The following is a 24,358-nucleotide window of genomic DNA, read 5'->3' on the forward strand; positions in this document are numbered from 1 at the left end:
GTCAGTGCGGCGGGACGGGGCCGATCGTGCTGGAGGCGGGGATCAGCCGGTGCCGTGCGCGGCCCATGAGTTCCTCGCGTTCGTCCTCGGTGAGGCCCCCCCACACCCCGTAGGGCTCTCGGACGGCGAGCGCGTGCGCGGCGCATTCCGAACGCACCGGGCAGCGCATGCAGACCTCTTTAGCCGAGGCCTCGCGCGCACTCCTGGCCGCGCCCCGCTCGCCTTCCGGGTGGAAGAAGAGGGAGCTGTCGACTCCGCGGCAGGCGGCCAGCAGCTGCCAGTCCCACAGGTCGGCGTTCGGTCCGGGGAGGCGGGAGAAATCTGCCATTGGTAGTCCTCTTGGTGCCGGGTACTACGCGGATACGGTCCATGTCTCCACACCTACTGTCGTAGTAGATGTAAATATGACTCATTGGGACCCTAGCCTCAGACACATGGCAAACGGAAGGAAAGCCGCCAAATAGGGCATAGCTCCAGATGGAGGACAGTTGGCTCGCGCCTCCGGCGTGGTGATCGCTTCCTCACGTAGAGTGCCGAAGGTGTTCGTCCGACCCGTAACTCTTTCGAGTGACCATCGTTGAGAGAGCGAGTGCGGTTGAAACGAGAGGTTCCCGGACAGGTGTCCGAGGGCATCGACCGCACAGGTGACGATACGTACCAGCCTGGAGGCTCAAGGTGACGCGCATCAGCAGCTGCGGAGGGCGGTCATGACATCCGTCCTCGTCTGCGACGACTCCCCGCTTGCCCGAGAGGCGCTCCGGCGCGCGGTTGCCACCGTGCCCGGCGTCGAGCGTGTGACGACGGCTGCCAACGGCGAGGAAGTCCTCCGCCGCTGGGGCGCCGACCGCTCCGACCTGATTCTGATGGATGTACGGATGCCCGGCCTCGGCGGCGTCGAGACGGTCCGCCGGCTCCTGTCCGCGGACCCGGGCGCCCGCATCATCATGCTGACGGTCGCCGAGGACCTGGACGGGGTGGCCCTCGCGGTCGCCGCCGGCGCCCGCGGCTACCTGCACAAGGACGCCTCGCGCGCCGAACTGCGGGCCACGGTCACCCAGGCGCTCGCCGACCCCACCTGGCGGCTGGCCCCGCGCCGGCTCCGCTCGGCCGAGATGGGGGCCGCCCCCACCCTGACCGCGCGCGAGATCCAGGTGCTGGAGGGCATGAGCCACGGCCGGTCCAACGCGGAGATCGGGCGCGAGCTCTTCCTCTCCGAGGACACGGTCAAGACGCACGCCCGCAGGCTGTTCAAGAAGCTCGGTGCCTCGGACCGGGCGCACGCCGTGGCACTCGGCTTCCGCTGGGGTCTCGTCCGCTGACCGCGACACCGTCGGCCGGCGGCGGCCGCGGTCCCGTCCGCCGACGGCGGGCGGGGCGGCAGGTGTCCGCCGGCGCCGCCGGGGCGGAAAGCCGCGGAAGTCCCGCCGCGCCCGGTGTCACACCGGGGATTGGCGGGGCACAATCCGGGGGACGTGTCGCTTCGGGCGCGATGCCGCATCCTTGATGGTGTGCCGCATTCTTGGAGAGATCGAGTCCCGCGGGACGACGATTCGGGCCGAGCGGAGGGGAGGGCGCAGATGATGAGTTCCGGCGCACCCGCTCATAACGCTTCGATGCACAACACGGACCGCGATGCCGCGAACGCTCCCGCGCCAAGGCACCATGGATTGATGCGCGACGACGAGGCCCTGGGGTCACCCGCGGCCACAGGCCCCACCGGCGCCGCCAGAGGCGGCAACGCCGGGCCCGTCGGCGCGCTCGTACGCCGTGCCGTCGAGGGGGACGAGCAGGCCACGCACGACCTCCTGGCCTTCGTGCACCCCCTCGCCCTGCGCTACTGCCGCACCCGTCTGTCGCGGCTCCCGGGTGACGCCCGTCACTTCGTGGAGGACCTCGCGCAGGAGGTCTGCGTCGCCGTGCTGATGGCGCTGCCCCGCTACCGGGACACCGGCAGGCCCTTCGAGGCCTTCGTCTTCGCCATCGCCGCGCACAAGGTCGCCGACCTCCAGCGGGCCGCCATGCGGCACCCGGGGAGTACGGCCGTGCCCTCCGACGAGATGCCCGAGCGGCCGGACGACTCCCTCGGCCCCGAGGAGCGGGCGCTGCTCAGCAGCGACGCGGCCTGGGCCAAGAAGCTCCTCGCGAACCTGCCGGAGAACCAGCGCGAGCTGCTCGTCCTGCGGGTGGCCGTCGGGCTGACCGCGGAGGAGACCGGCCAGATGCTCGGCATGTCCCCCGGAGCCGTGCGCGTCGCCCAGCACCGCGCCCTCAGCAGGCTGCGGGCGCTCGCCGAGCAGTGACCTTCGCCGGAGGCGCAGGTTCCCTTTCGCGGCGGTTTCTGTCGTAGGAAACGACGAAAATCGCGGTTGACCTTGGTCGTGGAATGAGACGCCCCGGGATCCCGTTAGCATGGACATCCGCGCTGAGCAAGACCATTTGGAAGGTGTCATGACCGCCGACGGAGTACCCGACAAATTCGCCACGCTCGGACTGACCTACGACGACGTGCTGCTGCTGCCGGGCGCGTCGGACATGTCTCCGGACGCGATCGACACCTCTTCCCTCATCTCGCGCAACGTCCGGGTGAACGTTCCGCTGCTGTCCGCCGCCATGGACAAGGTCACCGAGTCCCGCATGGCCATCGCGATGGCCCGCCAGGGCGGCGTCGGCGTCCTGCACCGCAACCTCTCCATCGCCGACCAGGCCAACCAGGTCGACCTGGTCAAGCGCTCCGAGTCCGGCATGGTCACCGACCCGATCACGGTGCACCCGGACGCGACGCTGCGCGAGGCCGACGAGCTCTGCGCCAAGTTCCGCATCTCCGGCGTCCCGGTCACCGACCCGGCGGGCAAGCTGCTCGGCATCGTCACCAACCGCGACATGGCCTTCGAGTCGGACCGCAGCCGCCAGGTGCGCGAGGTCATGACCCCGATGCCGCTGGTCACCGGCAAGGTCGGCATCTCCGGCGTGGACGCCATGGAGCTGCTGCGCCGCCACAAGATCGAGAAGCTTCCGCTGGTCGACGAGGCCGGCATCCTCAAGGGCCTCATCACGGTCAAGGACTTCGTCAAGGCCGAGAAGTACCCGAACGCCGCCAAGGACAAGGACGGCCGCCTGCTGGTCGGCGCCGCCGTCGGCGTCGCCGGCGACGCGTACGAGCGCGCCCAGGCCCTGATCGAGGCGGGCGCCGACTTCATCGTCGTCGACACCGCCCACGGCCACTCCCGCCTGGTCGGCGACATGGTCGCCAAGATCAAGTCGAACTCGTCCGTCGACGTCATCGGCGGCAACGTCGCCACCCGCGACGGCGCCCAGGCGCTCGTCGACGCCGGCTGCGACGGCATCAAGGTCGGCGTCGGCCCCGGCTCCATCTGCACCACCCGCGTCGTCGCCGGCATCGGCGTCCCGCAGGTCACCGCGATCTACGAGGCCGCCCTCGCCGCCAAGGCCGCGGGCGTCCCCGTCATCGGCGACGGCGGCCTCCAGTACTCCGGCGACATCGCCAAGGCCCTCGTCGCGGGCGCCGACACCGTGATGCTCGGCTCGCTGCTCGCGGGCTGCGAGGAGTCCCCGGGCGAGCTGCTCTTCATCAACGGCAAGCAGTTCAAGTCGTACCGCGGCATGGGCTCGCTCGGCGCGATGCAGTCCCGCGGCGACCGCAAGTCCTTCTCCAAGGACCGCTACTTCCAGGAGGGCGTGGGCGGCGACGACAAGCTCATCCCCGAGGGCATCGAGGGCCAGGTGCCGTACCGCGGCCCGCTCTCCGCGGTCGTCCACCAGCTGGTCGGCGGCCTGCGCCAGTCGATGTTCTACGTCGGTGGCCGCACCGTCCCCGAGCTCCAGGACCGGGGCCGCTTCGTCCGGATCACCTCGGCGGGCCTCAAGGAGAGCCACCCGCACGACATCCAGATGACGGTGGAAGCGCCGAACTACTCCCGTAAGGGCTAGCAGGGTCGACGCGGGGGCGGGTCCGGGTTTCCGGGCCCGCCCCTCGCCGTTTCCGGGGGATCCGCCGTCCGTACCGCGGTCACCGGAACGCGGGTCCCCGGGGTTCGGGGATACTGGACGGGCAGACCCAGAGGAAAGGCCACCACACGTGACTGAGATCGAGATCGGGCGCGGCAAGCGCGGCCGCCGGGCGTACGCCTTCGACGACATCGCCATCGTCCCCAGCCGGCGTACGCGGGACCCGAAGGAGGTCTCGATCGCCTGGCAGATCGACGCGTACCGCTTCGAGCTCCCCTTCCTGGCCGCCCCCATGGACTCGGTGGTCTCCCCGCAGACCGCGATCCGCATCGGCGAGCTCGGCGGCCTCGGCGTGCTGAACCTCGAAGGCCTGTGGACCCGCTACGAGGACCCGCAGCCGCTGCTCGACGAGATCGCGGAGCTGGACGAGGCCAGGGCCACCCGCCGCCTCCAGGAGATCTACGCCGCGCCGATCCAGGCCGACCTGATCCGGCAGCGCATCAAGGAGGTGCGCGACTCGGGCGTCGTCACCGCCGCCGCGCTCTCCCCGCAGCGCACCGCCGAGTTCTCCAAGGCGGTCGTGGACGCGGGCGTGGACATCTTCGTGATCCGCGGCACCACCGTGTCCGCGGAGCACGTCTCCGGCGCCGCCGAGCCGCTGAACCTCAAGCAGTTCATCTACGAGCTCGACGTCCCGGTCATCGTCGGCGGCTGCGCCACCTACACGGCGGCCCTGCACCTGATGCGCACCGGCGCGGCGGGCGTCCTCGTCGGCTTCGGCGGCGGCGCCGCGCACACCACGCGCAACGTGCTCGGCATCCAGGTCCCGATGGCCACCGCCGTCGCGGACGTGGCCGCGGCCCGCCGCGACTACATGGACGAGTCCGGCGGCCGCTACGTCCACGTCATCGCCGACGGCGGCGTGGGCTGGTCCGGCGACATCCCGAAGGCCGTGGCCTGCGGCGCCGACGCCGTCATGATGGGCTCCCCGCTGGCCCGCGCCACCGACGCCCCGGGCAAGGGCAACCACTGGGGCATGGAGGCCGTCCACGAGGACGTGCCGCGCGGCAAGAAGGTCGACCTCGGCACCGTCGGCACCACCGAGGAGATCCTCACGGGCCCGTCGCACACCCCGGACGGCTCGATGAACTTCTTCGGCGCGCTCCGCCGCTCGATGGCCACCACCGGCTACAGCGAGCTCAAGGAGTTCCAGCGCGTCGAGGTCACGGTCGCGGACTCGCAGCACAGCCGCTGACCCCTCACCGCGAGCACGCCGGAGGGCCGGCACCCCGTCAGGGGTGCCGGCCCTCCGGCGCGTGCGGGGCGTGTGCTCAGTCGCTCGCCTTCTTGGCGGAGCCGAAGGCGACGAAGGCGGCGAGGCCGAAGAAGAGGAAGGAGATGGGGTCCAGGCTCTCCTTCCAGACCGCGTTCAGGCCGGAGACGCCGACCTTGTCGATGACGTCCATGACCCCGCTGTTGCCGATCTTGGTGGCCACGAGGACGACGAAGAACAGCTGGCCGAGGTAGACGGCGCCGAGGGACAGCACGGCGGCGACCACGGGCAGGACCGGGTTGCGCCCGCCGATCTTGCCGGCGGCCAGGCCCACGAGGAGGCCGACGCCAGCGGCCGCGTAACCGATCTCGCGGTCGATGGCGTTCATGATGCCGCCGTACGCGGCGGCCGCGACCAGTGCCGCCACGACGCCGGCGGCGATGCCGAGGCCGACGTTGCCGCCGCGCGCCGGGGCGGGGGCGGGGGCCTCGGTGTAGGAGGCGGGCGCCGGCGGCTGGAAGTTCTGGCTCATGGTGGAAATCCCCCCCAGGGATTCGGACGCACGGCCGCCCGGAGGGCGTAAGTGCGGGATAAGTGACGCCGCAGGCTAACAGGGGACGGTCGAATTCCACCGGGGGATTTCGGTCGGGTGACCGGACCGGGATCCGGTCGTGACCTGGGGCGGGTCCGCCGTCAGAGGCGGTGGGCCGCGCCGGCCGGGCTGGCGCCGCGGGTGTCGAGGAGGAGCTGTGCCTTCACCGCCAGGCCCTGCATGTCGTAGGTGCGGTGGTGCTGGAGCAGGATCGTCAGGTCGGCGTTGGCGGCGGCCTCGTAGAGGGAGTCGGCGCGCGGCACGGGCTGGTCGCGGACCCGCCAGCCCGCGATGTACGGGTCGTGGTAGCTGATCTGCGCGCCCAGGTCGAGGAGTCGGCTGGCGATCTCGCGGGCCGGGGAGCCCTCCTGGTCGGCGAGGTCGGGCTTGTAGGTGACGCCCAGGAGGAGGACGCGGGCGCCGCGCGCGGACTTGCCGTGCTCGTTCAGCAGGGTGGCGCAGCGCTGGATGACGTACTGCGGCATCCGGTTGTTGATCTCCTGGGCCAGTCCGACCATGCGCAGGGGGTGGCCGGGGGTGCGGGTGGTGTGGGGGAGGTAGTTGGGGTCGAGGGGGACGCCGTGGCCGCCGACCCCGGGGCCGGGGCGGAAGGCCTGGAAGCCGTACGGCTTGGTCTCGGCGCAGCGGATGACGTCCCACAGGTCGACGCCGAGGTCGTGGCAGAGGACGGCCATCTCGTTCATCAGGGCGATGTTGACGTGCCGGTAGTTGGTCTCCAGGAGCTGTACGGTCTCGGCCTCGCGCAGGCCGCGGGCGCGTACGACCTTCTCGGTGAGGCGGGCGTAGAAGGCGTGCGCGGACTCGGTGCAGGCGGGGGTGAGGCCGCCGATGACCCTGGGGGTGTTGGAGATGGTGTGGGTCCGGTTGCCGGGGTCGAGGCGGCTGGGGGAGTAGGCCAGGTGGAAGTCCCGGCCGGCCCGCAGGCCGGAGCCCTCTTCGAGGATGGGCCGCAGGTAGTCCTCGGTGACGCCGGGGTGGGCGGCGGATTCCAGGATCACGGTGGTGTGCGGGCGCAGCCGGGCGGCGAGGGTGCGGCCCGCCTCGCCGACGGCCCCGAGGTCGAGCGCACGGTCGGCGCCGAGCTGGGTAGGGGCGCAGATGACGGCGGTGCGGACCCGGCCGAGTTCGGCGGGGTTCGTGGTGACGCGGAAGCCGGCCGCCGACATGCGGCGGATCTCGGCGGCGGTGAGGGTGCTGTCCGTGGCGGGGCCGCTGTCGTAGCCGACGGTCTCGATTCCGGCGGCTACGGCCGCCTGGGCGAGGGGGAGGCCGAGGTGGCCGAGTCCGATGACGGCGAGATCTGCGGGCATGGGGGGCCGTCCCTTCCCTTCCCTGGCATGCATGAGGAGGCGGTGCGCGCAAGTCCTGTGGACGAGTGGAGCTGGCGCAATGTCAGACTAGGCGTATATATGACAGATATGTCGCATTGTGGGGTGGTGGTCGCCGTTGTGTTGTCCACAGGCGGTGGCTGATGTGGGTGCGGCCGGTCAGAATCGACAAGCGGGCGATGTGAGCGGGATCACCCGCACCGAGCGGGTACGGCCCGCACCAACGGGAGGCAGCCGTGAGGACAGCGACACTGGGACCGGTACAGCGCGCGGAGGCGCTCGCCCGGATGGCCGAGCGGGAAGTGGACGTTCTGGTCGTCGGCGCGGGCGTGGTCGGCGCGGGCACCGCGCTGGACGCCGTGACCAGAGGCCTGTCCACGGGCCTGGTGGAGGCCCGTGACTGGGCGTCCGGGACGTCGAGCCGGTCGAGCAAACTGATCCACGGCGGCCTGCGGTACCTGGAGATGCTCGACTTCGCCCTCGTACGGGAGGCGCTCAAGGAGCGCGGGCTGCTGCTGGAGCGCCTCGCCCCGCACCTGGTGAAGCCGGTGCCCTTCCTGTACCCCCTCCAGCACAAGGGCTGGGAGCGCTTCTACGCCGGCTCGGGCGTGGCCCTGTACGACGCGATGTCCGTCTCCAGCGGACACGGCCGCGGCCTGCCCACCCACCGGCACCTGACGCGCAAGCGGGCCCTGCGCATCGCGCCGGCCCTGCGCAAGGACGCCCTGGTGGGCGCCCTGCAGTACTACGACGCCCAGATGGACGACGCGCGCTACGTCGCCACGCTGGTCCGGACGGCCGCGGCGTACGGGGCGCACTGCGCCAATAGGGCGAGGGTGGTCGGCTTCCTGCGCGAGGGCGAGCGGGTCGTCGGGGCCACGGTGCGTGATGTGGAGGGCGGTGGCGAGTACGAGATCCGCGCGAAGCAGGTCGTGAACGCGACCGGGGTGTGGACCGACGACACCCAGGCGCTGATCGGCGAGCGCGGACAGTTCCACGTACGGGCGTCGAAGGGGATCCACCTGGTCGTCCCGAAGGACCGGATCCACTCCAGCACCGGGCTGATCCTGCGGACCGAGAAGTCGGTGCTGTTCGTGATCCCGTGGGGCCGGCACTGGATCGTGGGTACCACGGACACGGACTGGGACCTGGACAAGGCGCACCCGGCGGCGTCGAGCGCGGACATCGACTACCTGCTGGAGCACGTGAACTCGGTGCTGGCGGTGCCGCTCACGCGGGACGACGTCCAGGGCGTGTACGCGGGCCTGCGGCCGCTGCTGGCGGGGGAGTCGGACGCCACGAGCAAGCTCTCCCGCGAGCACACGGTGGCCCATCCGGTGCCGGGCCTGGTGGTGGTGGCGGGCGGCAAGTACACGACGTACCGGGTGATGGCGAAGGACGCGGTCGACGAGGCGGTGCACGGGCTGGACCAGCGGGTCGCGGAGTGCGTGACGGAGGACGTGCCGCTGGTGGGGGCGGAGGGCTACCGGGCCCTGTGGAACGGCCGCGCCCGCATGGCCGCGCGGACGGGGCTCCATGTGGTGCGGGTGGAACACCTGTTGAACCGCTACGGGTCCCTGACGGAGGAACTGCTCGGGCTGATCGAGGCCGATCCGGGGCTGGCCGAGCCGCTGACCGGTGCGGAGGACTACCTGCGGGCGGAAATCGTCTACGCCGCCTCGCACGAGGGCGCCCGGCACCTGGACGACGTGCTGACCCGGCGGACCCGGATCTCCATCGAGACCTTCGACCGGGGGACCCGATCGGCGCGCGAATGTGCGGAATTGATGGCTCCGGTGCTGGGCTGGGACAAGCAGCAGATCGAGAAGGAGGTCGAGCACTACGAGAAGCGGGTGCAGGCGGAGCGGGAATCACAGCGCCAGCCGGACGACCAGACGGCGGACGCGGCACGGTTGGGGGCGCCCGACATCGTCCCGTTGTAACTCCGAGATACACGAGGGGGAACCGGCGGACCCGGGGCTCCCGTCGGATGCGGAGTGAGCAACAATGAGGTTTCTGCCGGGGTGGATTACCGTGCCCCCCGGCGGCTGCCGAGGCAGCCGGGGCAGGCTGCACGATCGCAGAGGGGACGCATGTCGAAGCCGGAGCACACCGAGTCGTCTGCCGGGGCGCCTGTGGCGAAGCTGGATGACGGGGCCGGGCCCGCCGGTTCCGCCGCCGCCCTCCCCCGGCCGCGCGGCTCCGCTTCCGCTGCGAAGCCCGGTCCGGCCGGGGCCGTTGAGCCCCCCGAACCGGCCGAGCCCGCCAAGGACGCTCCCGCGAAGGGCGCGTCCGTCGGGGCGGCTCCGGCGGAGGGTGCTGCCGCGAAGGCGGACCTGAAGAAGGACGAGGCGGCCACGGCAGTCCCGGCCGAGGACGAGCCCGACAATGGTGCCCCCGCGAAGGTGGCGTCCGCCAAGGCGGCTTCGGAGAAGGGCGAGTCCTCGGGCGACGCCCCTGCGAAGGACGCTCCGGCGAAGGGTGCGTCCGTGGGCCTGAAGAAGGACGGGGCCGCCACGGCAGTTCCGGCCGGGGACGAGCCCGCCCAGGACGCTCCCGCGAAGGTGGCGTCCGCCAAGGCGGCTTCGGAGAAGGGCGAGTCCTCGGGCGACGCCCCTGCGAAGGACGCTCCCGCCAAGGGCGCGTCCGTCGGGGCGGCTCCGGTGGAGGGTGCTGCCGCGAAGACGGACCTGAAGAAGGACGGGGCCGTCACGGCAGTCCCGGCCGGGGACGAGCCCGCCCAGGACGCTCCCGCGAAGGCGGCGTCCGCCAAGGCGGCTTCGGAGAAGGGCGAGTCCTCGGGCGACGCCCCTGCGAAGGGCGCTCCCGCCAAGGGTGCCGAGGCCAAGGGGGTGGGTGCGGATGCGGGGGCTGGGAAGCGGAGTCGCGTCGAGGACGCCCTTGCCCAGGCGGACGAGGGCGACGTCGAAGAGGCGCGGCGCGAGGGGCGGTTGCTGGCCGGGCGGTACCGGTTGGGTGCCGTGCTCGGCAAGGGCGGCATGGGTACCGTCTGGCGCGCCGAGGACGAGGTCCTCGGCCGGACCGTCGCCGTCAAGGAGCTCCGCTTCGGCAACGGCGTCGACGAGGACGAGAAGCGCCGGCTCATCACCCGGACCCTCCGCGAGGCCAAGGCCATCGCCCGGATCCGCAACGAAGGGGCCGTCACCGTCTACGACGTCGTCGACGAGGACGCCCGCCCCTGGATCGTCATGGAGCTCATCGAGGGCCCCTCGCTCGCCGAGTTCGTCCGGGAGAACGGCCCGCTGACCCCGCACCGCGCGGCCGAGGTCGGCCTCGCCGTGCTCGACGTGCTCCGCGCCGCGCACCGCCAGGGGATCCTGCACCGCGACGTGAAGCCGTCCAACGTGCTCATCGCCGCCTCCGGCCGCGTCGTGCTCACCGACTTCGGCATCGCCCAGGTGGAGGGCGACCCCTCCATCACCTCCACCGGCATGCTGGTCGGAGCCCCCTCGTACATCTCCCCGGAGCGCGCCCGCGGCCAGAAGCCCGGACCGCCCGCGGACATGTGGTCCCTCGGCGGGCTGCTGTACGCGGCCGTCGAGGGCGTGCCCCCGTACGACAAGGGCAACGCGCTCGCCACGCTCACCGCGGTGATGACCGAGCCCGTCGACCCGCCGCAGAACGCCGGCGGCCCGCTCACCGAGGTCATCTACGGGCTGCTGGTCAAGGACCCGGCCATGCGCCTCGGCGAGGACCAGGCGCGGACGATGCTCACGGCCGTGATCAACGCCCCCGAGCCGGCCGCCGCCCCGGAGCCGCAGCCCCTCCCGCCGGTCGAGGAGACCCGCCCGATCTCCCTCACCAAGGCCGACGCGGCTGCCGAGAAGGCCGCCAAGAAGGAACGCGAGCGCCGTGAGCGCGAGCAGCGCGAGCGGACCCGCGCCGCCCTGAAGGCCGCCCGCAAGGCGGCCGCCGCCGAGGCCGCCGCCGCGGCGGAGGCGCCCCCGGCCAGGCCCGCGCAGCCCGGTCCCTCCCTCACCGACGTGGTGTCGCGCCGCACCATCGTGCTGGCCATAGCCGCGGTGGTCGTCGTCCTCGCGGTCGTCGGCTCGCTCATCGCGTACATGATCAAGGGCGACGGCAAGGACGGCGGCCGCAAGAACGAGGGCAAGGGCGGCCCGGTCGCCTCCGGCACCCCCTCGCCCGGCCCCTCCGCGGGCAACGGCCCCTCCGCGTCGGCCGGTTCCTCGCCGAGCGCGAACCCCAGCGGCACCCCGGGCGCTCCGGCGCCCAGCGGCACCCCCGGCGGCGCCGACCAGGGACAGGGCCAGGGGCAGAACCCGGCGCAGGGCCAGAGCCAGGGCCAGGGCCAGGGCGCCAGCCCCGGCGGCCCGGCCGGCGGACTCCCGGCGGGCTTCGCCACCGTGACGGACCTCGGGTTCCACTTCTCGATGGCGATGCCCGAGGGCTTCCGCCAGACCGGCACCGCCGGCGAGGACTCCGGCGCGATATACAGCCGCGACGGCGGCTTCCCGAGGATCCAGGTCGACTACACCGGCAGCCCGGGCAACGACGCCCGCCTCGCCTGGGCCAAGCTCGCCCCCGCCGTCGCGGGCAGCAGCAAGAACTACCGCCTGATCCGCCTGGACACGGTGAGCTACCGCAACTACCCGACCGTCGCGGACTGGGAGTTCGAGCGGGAGCAGCAGGGCACGCGGGTGCGCGTCCTCAACCGCGGCTTCAAGGCCGACGCCACGCACGGTTACGCCATCATGATCACCTGTGCCGCCGACCAGTGGGACGGCCCCGAGTGCACGCAGCTGCGGGACACCGCCTTCCAGACCTTCCAGCCGTTGGGCTGACGGGCCTTCCAAGCCCGGGACGCGGGCGGCCCCGGCGACGTATCGTGTCCAGCGGGGCCATGGGGGACCGCACTCGGGGGAGGCGATGTGGAGGACTACGCCGGCCGGATCCTGTCCGACCGCTACCGTCTGCCGATTCCGCCGTCCGACGAGTACGAGCTGACGGAGACCCGCGCCTTCGACACGCGCAGCGGGCAGGAGGTCCTCGTCCGGCAGGTGCCGCTGCCCGAGGTGGTGGACGCCGAACTCCTCGACGGATCCGGGGCGCAGGCGGTGGCCGCCGGGGAGCCGCCCGCCGTCCGGCGGGCCATCGCCGCCGCCCAGGCGGCCGCCTCCGTACCGGACCATCCCCGCCTCGACCAGGTCTTCGACGTGTTCGCGGAGGACGGCTCGCTGTGGATAGTGAGCGAACTCGTCCCCGCCAGGCCGCTGGCCGCGCTGATCGCCGACGAGCCACTGAGCCCCTACCGGGCGGCCGAGGTCGCCTCCGACGTGCTGACCGCGCTGCGCGTGCTGCACGCGCACGGCTGGACGCACCGCAACATCACGGCCCGGACCGTGCTGATATGCGAGGACGGACGGGTCGTCCTGACGGGGCTGGCGGCGGGCGCCGCCGAGGAGGCCCTGTGCGGGTACGACCCGGTGCCGCCGCCGGACACCGGTGAGCCGGGCGGGGACGCGGGCGCGGACGCCGCCTGGGGGACCCCGCCGCCCCAGGCGCCCCCGCCGGACCCCGGGCCGGAGCCGCCGCCGGCCGGAGCCCGGGACGAGGGGCCCCGGTACGCGCCGCTGGTGGCGCCCGGGTACGACACCGGCCCCCGCTACACGGACCACATCACCCCCGAACGGGAGCGGGAACCGCGGCCGCAGCCGGCCCGCCCCGCTCCGCCCGGGCAGGACCGGGCCGCGGCCGAGGCGGCCGCCCGCGCCGGGACCGTCGCCGCGTACCGGGCCGGGACCCGGGCGGCCTCCGCCGAGGTGGCGCGGCAGCGCGGCGGGCGGGGCCCCGTGGTGGTGCCGGTGCTGCCGCCGACCGGGGCCAACCTGCCCCAGGAGTACGCGTACCCGTACGGGGGGCCCGACACCGCCGCCGGCACGCCCTGGCACGGGGTGGCCCCCCGCCGCCCGGCCGACCCGCAGCGGCCGCCGGAGCCGGAGCCGGAGCGGCCGGAGCAGCCGGAGCCCCGGCTCCAGCAGCCCGAGCGGCCCCAGCTCCAGCAGTCCGAGCGGCCGGAGCCCCAGCAGCCCCAGCTCCAGCAGCCCTGGCAGCCGGAGCCCCGGCAGGCCCAGCTCCAGCAGCCCGCCCCGCCCCAGCCCGAGCCCGCCCCGGTCCGGCCCGTGCTCCCCGCCCAGCTGGCCCTCCCGCAGGGCTACCGCCAGGCCGAGCCCCCGGCGCCCGCAGCGCCCCCGGCGCCCCCCGCGCCGACGGGGCAACCCCCACGACCGCAGGCCCCGCGCCCCCTCACGGCCCCCGCCCCCGCCCAAGGCGGCCGGGCGGACGCCGGCGCGGCCCGGGGCGGCCCCCGCACCGGCCTCGACGCCGAGCGGGCCCGGCAGACCAGGATGGCCGTCGTCGGCCCCCTCACCGAGCGCTGGGCGCCCGAACAGGCCGCCGGCCCCGTCCACGGCAACTGGCAGCTGGCCCCACCCGTCGGCCCCGCCACCGACCTCTGGGCGCTCGGGGCCCTGCTGTACCGCGCCGTCCAGGGGCACGCCCCGTACCCCGAGGACAGCGTCGCGGAACTCGTCGAGATGGTCTGTGCCGAGCCGCCCGCCTTCGCCGAGGACTGCGGCCCGCTGCGCCCGGTCGTGGAGTCCCTGCTGCGCCAGGACCCGGCCGAGCGGCCCGACTTCGAGGAGCTGCGCGGCTGGCTCCGTTCGCTGGTCCGCTCCGCCCCCGAGCCCGACGGGGACTTCGCCGGGCTGCCGATGCCCGAGCCGGACCCCGCCCGCCTGCCCGTCGTACGCCGCCGCGGCGATCTGCACGGCCGCCACCGCAACCCCGCCGTCTCCCGCCGGCCGCGCTCCCTCGGCCGGCTCCTGCTGGTCGGCGTCCTGGTCCTGCTCACGGGCGGGGTGGCGTACGCGGTGGTGTTCCTGCCCCGCGCGGCGGACTCCGGACAGCAGCCCACGGCCGCCCGCAGCCCGGCCGCGTCCGCCCCCGGCCCGGGCGGCTCCCAGCAGGGCCCGGCGTCCAAGCCGGCGCAGACCCCCGGGCGCACCCCCGGCGGAACCCCGGAGTCCAAGCCGGCCCCGCAGGGCGACGCGCCCGCGCCGGAGGGCTACACCGTCCAGCAGGACCCGGCGCACTTCGTCATCGCCGTGCCGAACGGCTGGGAGCGGCAGTCCATCAACGAGGCCGGGCAGGTGCGCTACACCCAGGGCCAGTTCACCCTGATCGTCGTACCGGGCCGGGACCGGGTCGAGGGCGCCGATCCCGATCCGCTGGGCTACCAGAAGGACAAGGAGCCCGAGCTGGCCCCCTACCGCAACTCCACCTGGGCGTCCGGCGGGGACGTGAAGTCCACGAGGGTCGGGCAGCAGTTGCGGGTCACGGGCCGCTACACCTGGATCGACGCGGCGGGCCGGTCCCTGTTCGCCCGCAATTTCGTCGTCGCGCTCGGCGGGGCGTACCACGTCGTGATGGTCACGGGTCCGGAGGACAACCAGGACAAGGTCACCGACGTCTTCGAGAAGGCGACGGCGAGTTACAAAGCGGGCGGCTGACGGGCGGTCAGTACGGCGATTGCGTCACAGTGCTGTCCTATGGGCCCCGCCTTGTTCCGGCAGCGCCCGCAGGCTCCGTAATCTGGCGTGGAGTGCACAGAGCGGCGGGAATTCGTGGAACAGCAGACAGGCGCGGGTGCGGTGCTCGCAGGCCGGTACCGGCTCGTGGAGCCCATCGGCAGCGGGGGCATGGGGAAGGTGTGGCGCGCGCATGACGAGCTGCTGCACAGAACGGTCGCGGTCAAGGAACTGACGGCGGGGCTCTACGTGTCCCAGGCCGACCGGGAGGTCATGCACGCCCGCACGCAGAAGGAGGCGCGGGCGGCGGCCCGGATCCAGCATCCGGCGGTGGTGACCGTCCACGACGTGCTGGAGCACGACGACCGGCCCTGGATCGTCATGGAGCACATCGACGGTCCGTCCCTCGCCGAGGCGGCCAAGGCCGCCGGCCGGATCGAGCCCCGCGAGGCGGCCCGGATCGGGCTGCACGTGCTGGGCGCGCTGCGTGCGGCGCACGCGGTCGGGGTGATGCACCGGGACGTGAAGCCGGGCAACGTGCTGCTGGCCAAGGACGGCCGGGTGCTGCTGACCGACTTCGGGATCGCCGCGATCGAGGGCGACTCGTCGATCACGCGAACGGGTGAACTCGTCGGTTCCATCGACTACCTGGCCCCGGAGCGGGTCACTGGCGGTGCCCCCGATCCGTCCTCCGACCTGTGGTCGCTGGGCGCCACCCTGTACACGGCCGTCGAGGCCCGCTCGCCCTTCCGCCGGACCTCGCCGATCTCCAGCCTCCAGGCCGTCGTGAACGACGAGCCGCCCGTGCCCCGCCAGTCCGGTGCCCTGGGCCCGGTCATCACGGCGCTGCTGCGCAAGGACCCGGCCGAGCGGCCGTCGGCCGCGGAGGCCGAGCGGATGCTGCTGGAGGCGATGGAGGGCCGTGAGCCGAAGGCCGCCCAGGCGTACGTGCCCACGCGCGCGGTGACCGACGAGGAGCGGGCCTCCGCGCAGGCCGCCCCGGCCCAGGCCCCCGTCCAGGTCCCGGCGCCGGAGCCCGCGCCCGTCCAGGCCGCCACCACCGCCCTGCCCGAGCGGCCCGCGGCCCCCGCGGGGCGCCCGCCGGGCCGGCTGCGGCGGGTCGCCGCGGTGGCCCTGGTGGCGGCGCTGCTCGGCGGCGGCGCCGTCTTCGGGCTGCTGAAGTACACCGGCGACGACGGGGACGCGGACAAGGGCGGCGGCTCCGACAAGAACACGAGCGCCACGGGCGGCCAGTCCGGCGAGACCGGCCAGAAGGCCGCCGCCCCGCCGGCCGGGTGGGAGAAGATCACCGACCCGAAGGGCTTCACCCTGTTCGTCCCGAAGGGCTGGAAGCGCCAGGTGTTCGGCGACCAGATCGACTACACCGGGGACGACGGCAAGCACTACATCCGGATCGCGGCCGACCCCACCCCGGACTACAAGGACCCGTACGCGCACCTGCTCGACCTGGAGAAGCAGGTGGCGAAGCGGACGGACTACAAGCGGCAGAAGCTGGCCCCGAACACCTTCAGGGAGAGCACCGATGCCGTGCTGTGGGACTTCACGTGGACCGAGAAGGGGGTGCACGCCGGGCCGCGCCGGGCCATCGAGCAGATGTACTACGCCCCGGACGGCACCGAGTACGCGATCTACATGACGGGCCCCGTGGCCGACTGGGCCACGACCCGCCAGCAGTTCGACACCGTGCTCAGCGGCTGGGAGCCGGCCGGGAAGGCGGGCTGAAGCCGCCACCCCCGGCCATCCTGCCAGCGATCACTGGCAGATTTGGCAAAATCCGGTTACCCACGGGTACCCAAAGGCCCGCCCGCCCAATACGCTCACGGCCATGACGGACTCGCAGGCCCCCGCCGCCACCCTCCGCTCCGCACCGCAGCCCACCAACCCGGTCGCCCCGGCCCCCGCAGGCGCCCGCACCGCCGCCGACGTGGTGACCCCCGCCCTGGTCACCCGGCTCACCCGCGGAGTGATCGGCTCCGGCCGGACCGCCAACCACACCCCCTTCACCGGGGCCGAGCTGGCCGACCTGCCCGAGGCCACCCCCGAGGACGTGGCCACCGCCTTCGCGAAGGCCCGCGCCGCCCAGCCCGCCTGGGCCGCCGTCCCCGTACGCAGGCGGGCCGCCGTCCTGCTGCGCTTCCACGACCTCGTCCTCGCCCGCCAGTCCGAGGTCCTCGACCTCATCCAGCTGGAGACCGGCAAGGCCCGCCTGCACGCCCACGAAGAGGTCCAGGCCGTCGCCGTCGCCGCCCGCCACTACGGCCGCAAGGCCCCCTCGTACCTGCGGCCCAAGGGCCACACCGGCGCCATACCGACCCTCACCAAGGTCACCGAGCTGCGCCAGCCGCGCGGGGTCGTCGGCCAGATCGCCCCCTGGAACTACCCCCTCGAGCTCTCCGTCGGCGACGCCCTGCCCGCCTTCGTCTCCGGCAACGCCGTCGTCATGAAGCCCGACACCGAGACCGCGCTGACCGCCCTGTGGGCCCGCGACCTGCTCATCGAGGCCGGACTGCCCGCCGAGGTCTTCCAGGTCGTCCTCGGCGACGGCCCCGTCGTCGGCCCCGAGGTGGTCCGGCACGCCGACTACGTCTCCTTCACCGGCTCCACCCGCACCGGCCGCGAGGTCGCCCAGGGCGCGGCCGCCCGCCTGGTGGGCGTCTCCCTCGAACTCGGCGGCAAGAACGCGATGCTCGTCCTGCACGACGCCGACGTCGAGAAGGCGGCCGCCGGAGCCGTCCGCGCCTGCTTCTCCTCCGCCGGCCAGCTCTGCATCTCCATCGAGCGGCTCTACGTCCACGCCTCCATCGCCGACGCCTTCGTCGAGCGCTTCGCCGCCCGCACCAGGGCCATGCGGCTCGGCGCCTCCCTCGCCTACGGCGCCGACATGGGCTCCCTCGTCGGCGAACGCCAGCTGGAGACCGTGCGGCGGCACGTGGACGAGGCCGTCGCCAAGGGCGCCACCCTCGTCGCCGGCGGCACCGCCCGCCCCGACATCGGCCCGCTCTTCTACGAGCCCACCATCCTCGACGGGGTCGAGGCCCCCATGTCCGTCTGCTCCGAGGAGACCTTCGGTCCGGTCGTCTCGATCTACCGGTTCACCGACGAGGACGAGGCCGTCGCCCAGGCCAACGCCACCCCCTACGGCCTCAACTCCAGCGTCTGGACCAAGGACGCCCGGCGCGGCCACGCCGTCGCCGCCCGCCTGCGCACCGGCACCGTCAACATCAACGACGGCTACGCCCCCGCCTACGGCAGCGCCCAGGCCCCCATGGGCGGCATGAAGGAATCCGGCCTCGGCCGCCGCCACGGCTCCGAGGGCATCCTCAAGTACACCGAGGCCCAGACCGTCGCCCACCAGCGGCTGCTCCCGATGGCCCCCTCGCTCGGCATGGACGACGAGCAGTACGCCCGCTTCATGACGAGCAGCCTCAAGGTCCTCAAGGCCCTCCGACTGCGCTAAGGGGAACCCGTGCCGCACGACAGCGACTCTGCGTACGACTACGACGTCATCGTCATCGGATCGGGCTTCGGCGGGTCGGTCTCGGCGCTGCGCCTGACCGAGAAGGGCTACCGGGTCGGCGTCCTGGAGGCAGGACGCCGCTTCACCCGCCAGGACCTGCCCCGCAACAGCTGGGACCTGCGCAACTACCTGTGGGCGCCCGCCCTCGGGCTGTACGGCATCCAGCGCATCCACCTGCTCGGCAACGTGATGGTGTTGGCCGGCGCCGGCGTCGGCGGCGGCTCGCTCAACTACGCCAACACCCTGTACGTGCCGCCCGCCGCGTTCTTCGAGGACCGCCAGTGGGCCTCCATCACCGACTGGCGCGCGGAACTCGCCCCCTACTACGAGCAGGCCCAGCGGATGCTCGGCGTCCGGCTCAACCCGACGCTCACCCCCTCCGACGTCCACCTGAAGGCCGTCGCCGAGAAGATGGGCGTCGGCGACTCCTTCCACATGGCCCCGGTCGGCGTCTTCTTCGGCGACGGCCAGGACGCCGCGGGACAGCCGGAGGTCCGCCCGGGCCAGGAGGTACCCGACCCCTACTTCGGCGGCGCCGGACCCGCCCGCAGGGCCTGCACCGAATGCGGCGAGTGCATGACCGGCTGCCGGCACGGCGCGAAGAACACCCTGGGCGAGAACTACCTGTACCTCGCCGAGAAGGCCGGCGCCGAGATCCGCCCCATGACCACCGTCACCGCCCTCTCCGAGCACCCCGACGGCGGCCACCGGGTCCGCGTCGTCCCCACCTCCGACCGCCGCAGGGGCCGGGCGCAGGTGCTGCGCGCCCGGTACGTGGTCGTCGCCGCGGGCACGTACGGCACCCAGACGCTGCTGCACACCATGAAGGACCTCGGCGAGCTCCCCCGGATCTCGGCCCGGCTCGGCGACCTCACCCGGACCAACTCCGAGGGCCTGGTCGGCGCCCAGACCGACGACCGCCGCTACCGCAGGAGGCACGGCCCCGGGGCCCGGGCGGACTTCACCCGCGGCGTGGCCATCACCTCCTCCGTGCACCCCAACGCCGACACCCACATCGAGCCCGTCCGCTACGGCAAGGGCTCGAACGCCATGGGGTTCATGACGATCCTCCAGGTGCCCCACGCCAGGCACCGGGTCCGGGCCTGGTTCGCCCGCACCGCCACCCACCCGGTGCAGCTGCTGCGCTCCCTGTCGAACCGCCGCTGGTCGGAGCGGACCATCATCGGCCTGGTCATGCAGTCCCTGGACAACTCCCTGACCACGTACCGCAAACCCGGCGGGCTGGGCAAGGGCCTGCTGACGGCCCGCCAGGGCCACGGGGCGCCCAACCCGGTGCAGATCGCCGAGGCCACCGAGGCCGCGACGCTGCTCGCCGAGGAGATCAACGGATTCCCCGGCAGCAACGTCGGCGAGCTGATGGGCACCCCGCTGACCGCGCACTTCCTCGGCGGCTGCCCCATCGGCGCCTCCCCGGAGGAGGGCGTGGTGGACCCGTACCACCGGCTGTACGGGCACCCGGGCATCTCGGTGGTCGACGGCTCGGCGGTCTCCGCCAACCTCGGCGTCAACCCGTCGCTGACCATCACCGCGCAGGCCGAGCGGGCCATGTCGTACTGGCCCAACAAGGGCGAGGCGGACCGGCGGCCCGCGCAGGGGGAGGCGTACCGGCGGCTGGAGGCGGTGGAGCCGGTCAGTCCGGCCGTGCCCAAGGAGGCGTTCGGCGCGCTGCGGCTGCCGTTCCTCGCGGTCCCCGAAATCCCGCCCAGGCAACCGGAACCGGAGCGCTGACCCCGGGAAGACAGCCGCGGCGGGTACCGCGCTCCCCCTCCGAGCGCGGTACCCGCCGCAGCACAAGAGTGGACAGGCGGTTGCCGAAAAAGGTTGTACCGGAATCCTTTGCGGCAAGCTGTGGTGTCGGTCACACGGGGAACAGTGCAACCGGGGCGGCGGTCCGGGGGTCAAGGGGGGCATGAGACAGCGCATCTCCCTGCTGGCCGCGTGCGGCCTGGTGGCCGTGGGGCTGGCCACCCCCACCGCGATGGCCGCCGAATCGGCGGACCCCGTTTTCCGACTGGGCGGCCCGGCCGCCCTCGCCCTTCGGCAGGGCGGCCCGCAGCCGGTGGCCCTGCACTTCGGACTGCTCGACGCCGACACCTTCGCCGGCGAGTCCACTCTCACCGTCGACCTGACCAAGCTCGTCGGCATCGCGTCCGTGAAGGAGGCGGCGGGTGCCAAGAAGTGCGAGGACAAGGGCACCACGCTCGTCTGCAAGGACAAAGGTCCGCACGCGGGCGTGGACCTGGAGGCCGTCGCGGTGAAGGACGCCAAGGACGGCGTCTCGGGCGTGCTGACGGTGACCGGCACGGCCGCCGGGGCCACCATCACCCCCGCCGCGACCGTCGTGTCGGTCGGCGGACCCGACCTGGTCATGCGGGACCTGGGCCTCAAGAAGGACCCGAAGCCCGGCGAGAGCCAGGCCCTGCCCCTCGCGTTCCGCAACGAGGGCACGCAGTCGGCGAAGGGCGTCATCCTCGAACTGGAGGCCACGCACGGCCTGGAGCTCCCGGAGCGCTACGACAACTGCGCCTACCGCACCACCCGCGCCTCGACCACCGTCGTCTGCACCGTCGAGGGGGAGTTCGAGGCCAAGGCCACCTACGAGCTGGCCGGCGACAGCCCCCTGCACCTCAAGGCCGGCGCGAACGCCCTCAACGAGCGGTTCGGCTACGGCATCTACCCGCTCGGTGAGCCGCAGAAGGCGGCTGACGCCAAGCGGCCCGGCGCGGCCGACACCGCGGCCGCCGCGGGACGGAAGCTGACCGCCCGCAAGAAGGCCGAGGCCGCCCCCGCCCCGCTGCGCGCCCCCGACCTGAACCCGGTCGACAACAAGCGCACGGCCGACCTCACGGTGAAGAACACCGCCGACTTCGCGGCCGACCCCCTCACCGTCAAGGGCGCCGCGGGGGCGACGGTCAAGGCCGTCGTCGCCGCACGCAACAACGGTCCCGCCTGGGTCACCGGCACCGGCCCCGCGGCCCTGGTCGACGTGGTGCTCCCGACGGGCGTCAAGGTCCTCACGGCCCCGGCGGCCTGCCGCGCCGTCCAGCCGACGCAGTACCGCTGCGCCACCGGGACGTCCGTGCTGGAGAAGGAGAAGCTGGAGTTCCCCTTCGAGCTGAAGATCGAGAAGGCGGTCAAGGACGCCAAGGGCGCCATCACCGTCGGCACCCTCGACGCCAAGGGCGAGCTCACCCGGCACGCCTTCGACGAGGTGCTGACCAACAACCAGGCCGCCTTCACGGCGAACCCGACGGTCACCCCGACCAAGTCGCCGAGCCCCTCCGGCTCCGGCAGCGCCTCGCCGAGCGCGTCCAAGAGCGCCTCGCCCTCCGCGGGGAGCAGCACCGGTTCCACCACGGGCAACAACGCCTCGGCGGCCGCGGGCGGCCGCAGCGGCGGCGGCCCGCTGGCCTCCACCGGCAGCACGGCCGGACTGGTCGGCCTCGCCGGTGCCGGGCTGTTCGCCGTCGGCGCCGCGCTGTACCTGTCCTTCCGCCGCCGGAGCAGCGGCGGGGCGCACGCGTAGGCCTGCGGGAGACGGAACGACGAACGGCCGGCCCGGGGCGTCCCCCGGGCCGGCCGTCCTCATGGGGTGACCGGGCTGCTGTCCCCTGCCGTCCGGTCACGCGAGGGGAGCGAGGTCCCACGACGCGCGCCGTCGGGCGTCGCGTCTCATCGCTCCCGTGGAGCCACGCGTGGTGCTGCCGCGTCCCGCGCCTGGCTGGCACGGACACCCCGACCAACGAAGGGCTCCCGGCCCGGTCACGGTCCGGACGGGTGACGAACGGGCGCCCGTGCGGTCAGACGCGGCCCCGGCACAGCTCCAGCAGGGTCATCGCGAGGGCGGTCCCGGGCTTGCCGAGGGCATCGCTCCAATGGGAGAGCACCTCCATCTCGCGCGACAGGTGCACCCGCCGGCCGCCCGCGCCGATCCGGGCCTCCTGGATGACGGCCGACACGGCCATCCGCTCCTGGATCAGCCCGATGATCCGGTCGTCGAGGGCGTCGATGCGCTCGCGGGAGCCGGCGATCAGCTGCTCGGGGGTGGTGGTGACAGTGGTCATGGCGTTTCTCCTGTGGTGGGTGGTGGGCGGTGGAGTGGCCCGACAGGAGCGGAAACGCCAGAGCGCCCCGGTCCTGTCGGACCGGGGCGCTCTGGGAAGTCAGCGGCTCAGGCGAGCATCACGCGGACCCATGGCGACCGGACCGGCCGGTGCCATAGGTAAAGAGGAAGCTCAGCTGCTTGCGCATGGTGTGGATTATGGCCCCCGGCCCGCGCCCCGGCCAACCCGGCCCGGATGCTGAGACGCCCCGGCGGTGGGACGGGCCCCGGACGCCGGAGCGCCCCGGGCGTGACGTGGGCCTCGGATGGTGCGACAAACCGGCGGTCGGCGCCACCGGTAGAATCGACAAAACAGCCACCTCTTTCCGCCGGAAGGCCGTCCCGTGCCAGAAGCACCCTCCGCCGCCCACGACAGCGCCCCGGACACGGTCCTCGTCGTCGACTTCGGCGCGCAGTACGCCCAGCTCATCGCCCGCCGCGTCCGCGAGGCCCGCGTCTACAGCGAGATCGTGCCCAGCACGATGCCCGTGGCCGAGATGCTCGCCAAGGACCCCAAGGCGATCATCCTCTCCGGCGGCCCGTCCTCCGTGTACGAGGAGGGCGCCCCGCGCCTGGACGACGCCGAGGCCCTCTTCGGCTCCGGCGTCCCCGTCTTCGGCATGTGCTACGGCTTCCAGCTGATGGCGACGACCCTCGGCGGCACCGTCGACAACACCGGTGCGCGCGAGTACGGCCGCACCCCGCTGTCCGTCAGCAAGCCCGGCTCGACGCTGTTCGAGGGCACCCCCGAGCACCAGTCGGTGTGGATGTCCCACGGCGACGCCTGCTCCGCCGCCCCCGAGGGCTTCACCGTCACCGCGTCGACGAACGTCGTCCCGGTCGCGGCCTTCGAGAACGACGAGCAGAAGCTGTACGGCGTGCAGTACCACCCCGAGGTGATGCACTCCACGCACGGCCAGCAGGTCCTGGAGCACTTCCTCTACCGGGGCGCGGGCCTGAAGCCCACCTGGACCACCGGCAACATCGTCGAGGAGCAGATCGCGGCGATCAAGGCGCAGGTCGGCGACAAGCGCGCCATCTGCGGCCTGTCCGGCGGCGTGGACTCCGCGGTCGCCGCGGCCCTCGTCCAGAAGGCCATCGGCTCCCAGCTGACCTGCGTGTACGTCGACCACGGCCTGATGCGCAAGGGCGAGACCGAGCAGGTCGAGAAGGACTTCGTCGCGGCCACCGGCGTGCAGCTGAAGGTCGTCGACGCGCAGGAGCGCTTCCTGACCGCGCTGGCCGGCGTCTCCGACCCGGAGACCAAGCGCAAGATCATCGGCCGCGAGTTCATCCGCGTCTTCGAGCAGGCCCAGCTGGAGATCCTCCAGGAGGACGGCCCGGCGGTCGCGTTCCTGGTCCAGGGCACCCTGTACCCGGACGTCGTGGAGTCCGGCGGCGGCACCGGCACCGCCAACATCAAGTCCCACCACAACGTGGGCGGCCTCCCCGACGACATCGAGTTCGAGCTCGTCGAGCCGCTGCGCCAGCTGTTCAAGGACGAGGTCCGGATGGTCGGCCAGGAGCTCGGCCTGCCCGAGGAGATCGTCCAGCGCCAGCCCTTCCCCGGCCCCGGCCTGGGCATCCGCATCGTCGGCGAGGTCACCAAGGAGCGCCTGGACCTGCTGCGCGAGGCCGACGCCATCGCCCGCCACGAGCTCACCGCCGCCGGTCTCGACCGCGAGATCTGGCAGTGCCCGGTCGTCCTCCTCGCGGACGTCCGCAGCGTGGGCGTGCAGGGCGACGGCCGCACCTACGGCCACCCGATCGTGCTGCGCCCCGTCTCCTCCGAGGACGCGATGACCGCGGACTGGACGCGCATGCCGTACGAGGTGCTCGCCCGGATCTCGACCCGCATCACCAACGAGGTGCCGGACGTGAACCGCGTGGTCCTGGACTGCACGAGCAAGCCCCCGGGCACCATCGAGTGGGAGTAGTCCCCGCCCGCG

The 24,358-nt window shown here is 73.2% G+C and carries 15 protein-coding genes and 1 pseudogene; 12 read left to right on the top strand and 4 right to left on the bottom strand.

Annotated elements, in window-relative coordinates:
• Position 1: 1 nt before the first annotated feature.
• A complete protein-coding gene (locus D1J60_RS21210; RefSeq protein WP_030298281.1) occupies positions 2-328 on the bottom strand; it encodes a WhiB family transcriptional regulator in 327 nt (108 codons plus the stop codon).
• A 379-nt stretch (positions 329-707) separates the two neighbouring features.
• On the opposite strand from D1J60_RS21210, the gene D1J60_RS21215 reads away from it, so the two are divergent.
• From D1J60_RS21215 to D1J60_RS21230, 4 genes are all read left to right on the top strand, one after another.
• Complete coding sequence (locus D1J60_RS21215) at positions 708-1,319, top strand: response regulator transcription factor (protein WP_003948568.1); 612 nt, start codon at positions 708-710, stop codon at positions 1,317-1,319.
• Between the two features lie 351 nt (positions 1,320-1,670).
• Positions 1,671-2,300 (top strand): sigma-70 family RNA polymerase sigma factor, encoded by a 630-nt coding sequence (locus tag D1J60_RS21220; protein ID WP_125600849.1) that lies wholly within the window; start codon positions 1,671-1,673, stop codon positions 2,298-2,300.
• Between the two features lie 148 nt (positions 2,301-2,448).
• Complete coding sequence (guaB, locus tag D1J60_RS21225) at positions 2,449-3,948, top strand: IMP dehydrogenase (RefSeq protein ID WP_125600846.1); 1,500 nt, start codon at positions 2,449-2,451, stop codon at positions 3,946-3,948.
• A 148-nt stretch (positions 3,949-4,096) separates the two neighbouring features.
• Positions 4,097-5,221, top strand: a complete 1,125-nt coding sequence (locus D1J60_RS21230) for a GuaB3 family IMP dehydrogenase-related protein (protein ID WP_125600843.1) — start codon at positions 4,097-4,099, stop codon at positions 5,219-5,221.
• A gap of 76 nt (positions 5,222-5,297) precedes the next feature.
• Here the strand turns inward: D1J60_RS21230 and D1J60_RS21235 are convergent, their stop codons facing one another.
• Positions 5,298-5,771, bottom strand: a complete 474-nt coding sequence (locus D1J60_RS21235; protein WP_125822146.1) for a hypothetical protein — start codon at positions 5,769-5,771, stop codon at positions 5,298-5,300.
• A 161-nt stretch (positions 5,772-5,932) separates the two neighbouring features.
• Positions 5,933-7,162, bottom strand: a complete 1,230-nt coding sequence (locus D1J60_RS21240) for a nucleotide sugar dehydrogenase (protein WP_125822147.1) — start codon at positions 7,160-7,162, stop codon at positions 5,933-5,935.
• Positions 7,163-7,416: 254 nt separating this feature from the next.
• Here D1J60_RS21240 and D1J60_RS21245 point away from each other — a divergent pair, with 254 nt between their 5' ends.
• The 7 genes from D1J60_RS21245 (at position 7,417) to D1J60_RS21275 (ending at position 21,833) form a co-directional block, all read left to right on the top strand.
• Positions 7,417-9,123 (top strand): glycerol-3-phosphate dehydrogenase/oxidase, encoded by a 1,707-nt coding sequence (locus D1J60_RS21245; protein ID WP_125822148.1) that lies wholly within the window; start codon positions 7,417-7,419, stop codon positions 9,121-9,123.
• A 150-nt stretch (positions 9,124-9,273) separates the two neighbouring features.
• A complete protein-coding gene (locus D1J60_RS21250; protein ID WP_241253347.1) occupies positions 9,274-12,003 on the top strand; it encodes a serine/threonine-protein kinase in 2,730 nt (909 codons plus the stop codon).
• Positions 12,004-12,090: 87 nt separating this feature from the next.
• Positions 12,091-14,730, top strand: coding sequence for a protein kinase (locus tag D1J60_RS21255; protein ID WP_125822149.1), 2,640 nt, complete (start codon positions 12,091-12,093; stop codon positions 14,728-14,730).
• Between the two features lie 114 nt (positions 14,731-14,844).
• The gene (locus D1J60_RS21260) at positions 14,845-16,491 is read left to right on the top strand and encodes a serine/threonine-protein kinase (protein WP_125822150.1); all 1,647 of its coding nucleotides are present in this window, start codon (positions 14,845-14,847) and stop codon (positions 16,489-16,491) included.
• A gap of 103 nt (positions 16,492-16,594) precedes the next feature.
• Positions 16,595-18,226, top strand: a complete 1,632-nt coding sequence (locus D1J60_RS21265) for a succinic semialdehyde dehydrogenase (protein ID WP_125822151.1) — start codon at positions 16,595-16,597, stop codon at positions 18,224-18,226.
• 9 nt (positions 18,227-18,235) lie between these two features.
• Positions 18,236-20,035, top strand: coding sequence for a GMC family oxidoreductase (locus tag D1J60_RS21270; protein ID WP_125822152.1), 1,800 nt, complete (start codon positions 18,236-18,238; stop codon positions 20,033-20,035).
• Positions 20,036-20,216: 181 nt separating this feature from the next.
• Positions 20,217-21,833 carry a hypothetical protein gene (locus tag D1J60_RS21275; RefSeq protein ID WP_125822153.1) on the top strand — a complete coding sequence of 539 codons (1,617 nt, stop codon included), beginning with the start codon at positions 20,217-20,219 and terminating at the stop codon, positions 21,831-21,833.
• A 274-nt stretch (positions 21,834-22,107) separates the two neighbouring features.
• On the opposite strand, the pseudogene D1J60_RS21280 reads toward D1J60_RS21275, so the two are convergent.
• A pseudogene (locus D1J60_RS21280) lies at positions 22,108-22,374 on the bottom strand (chorismate mutase); the annotation flags it as partial.
• 379 nt (positions 22,375-22,753) lie between these two features.
• Here D1J60_RS21280 and guaA point away from each other — a divergent pair.
• Positions 22,754-24,346, top strand: coding sequence for a glutamine-hydrolyzing GMP synthase (guaA, locus tag D1J60_RS21285; protein WP_125595849.1), 1,593 nt, complete (start codon positions 22,754-22,756; stop codon positions 24,344-24,346).
• Positions 24,347-24,358: the final 12 nt, after the last annotated feature.

The sequence above is a fragment of the Streptomyces sp. W1SF4 genome, assembly GCF_003950035.1.
GTDB lineage: Bacteria > Actinomycetota > Actinomycetes > Streptomycetales > Streptomycetaceae > Streptomyces > Streptomyces racemochromogenes.

Excerpts from the sequence above, each read along its gene's own strand:
- D1J60_RS21210 (WP_030298281.1), bottom strand. The coding sequence starts at position 328 with ATGGCAGATTTCTCCCGCCTCCCCGGACCGAACGCCGACCTGTGGGAC.
- D1J60_RS21215 (WP_003948568.1), top strand. The coding sequence starts at position 708 with ATGACATCCGTCCTCGTCTGCGACGACTCCCCGCTTGCCCGAGAGGCG.
- D1J60_RS21220 (WP_125600849.1), top strand. The coding sequence starts at position 1,671 with ATGCGCGACGACGAGGCCCTGGGGTCACCCGCGGCCACAGGCCCCACC.
- guaB (WP_125600846.1), top strand. The coding sequence starts at position 2,449 with ATGACCGCCGACGGAGTACCCGACAAATTCGCCACGCTCGGACTGACC.
- D1J60_RS21235 (WP_125822146.1), bottom strand. The coding sequence starts at position 5,771 with ATGAGCCAGAACTTCCAGCCGCCGGCGCCCGCCTCCTACACCGAGGCC.
- D1J60_RS21240 (WP_125822147.1), bottom strand. The coding sequence starts at position 7,162 with ATGCCCGCAGATCTCGCCGTCATCGGACTCGGCCACCTCGGCCTCCCC.
- D1J60_RS21250 (WP_241253347.1), top strand. The coding sequence starts at position 9,274 with ATGTCGAAGCCGGAGCACACCGAGTCGTCTGCCGGGGCGCCTGTGGCG.
- D1J60_RS21265 (WP_125822151.1), top strand. The coding sequence starts at position 16,595 with ATGACGGACTCGCAGGCCCCCGCCGCCACCCTCCGCTCCGCACCGCAG.
- D1J60_RS21275 (WP_125822153.1), top strand. The coding sequence starts at position 20,217 with ATGAGACAGCGCATCTCCCTGCTGGCCGCGTGCGGCCTGGTGGCCGTG.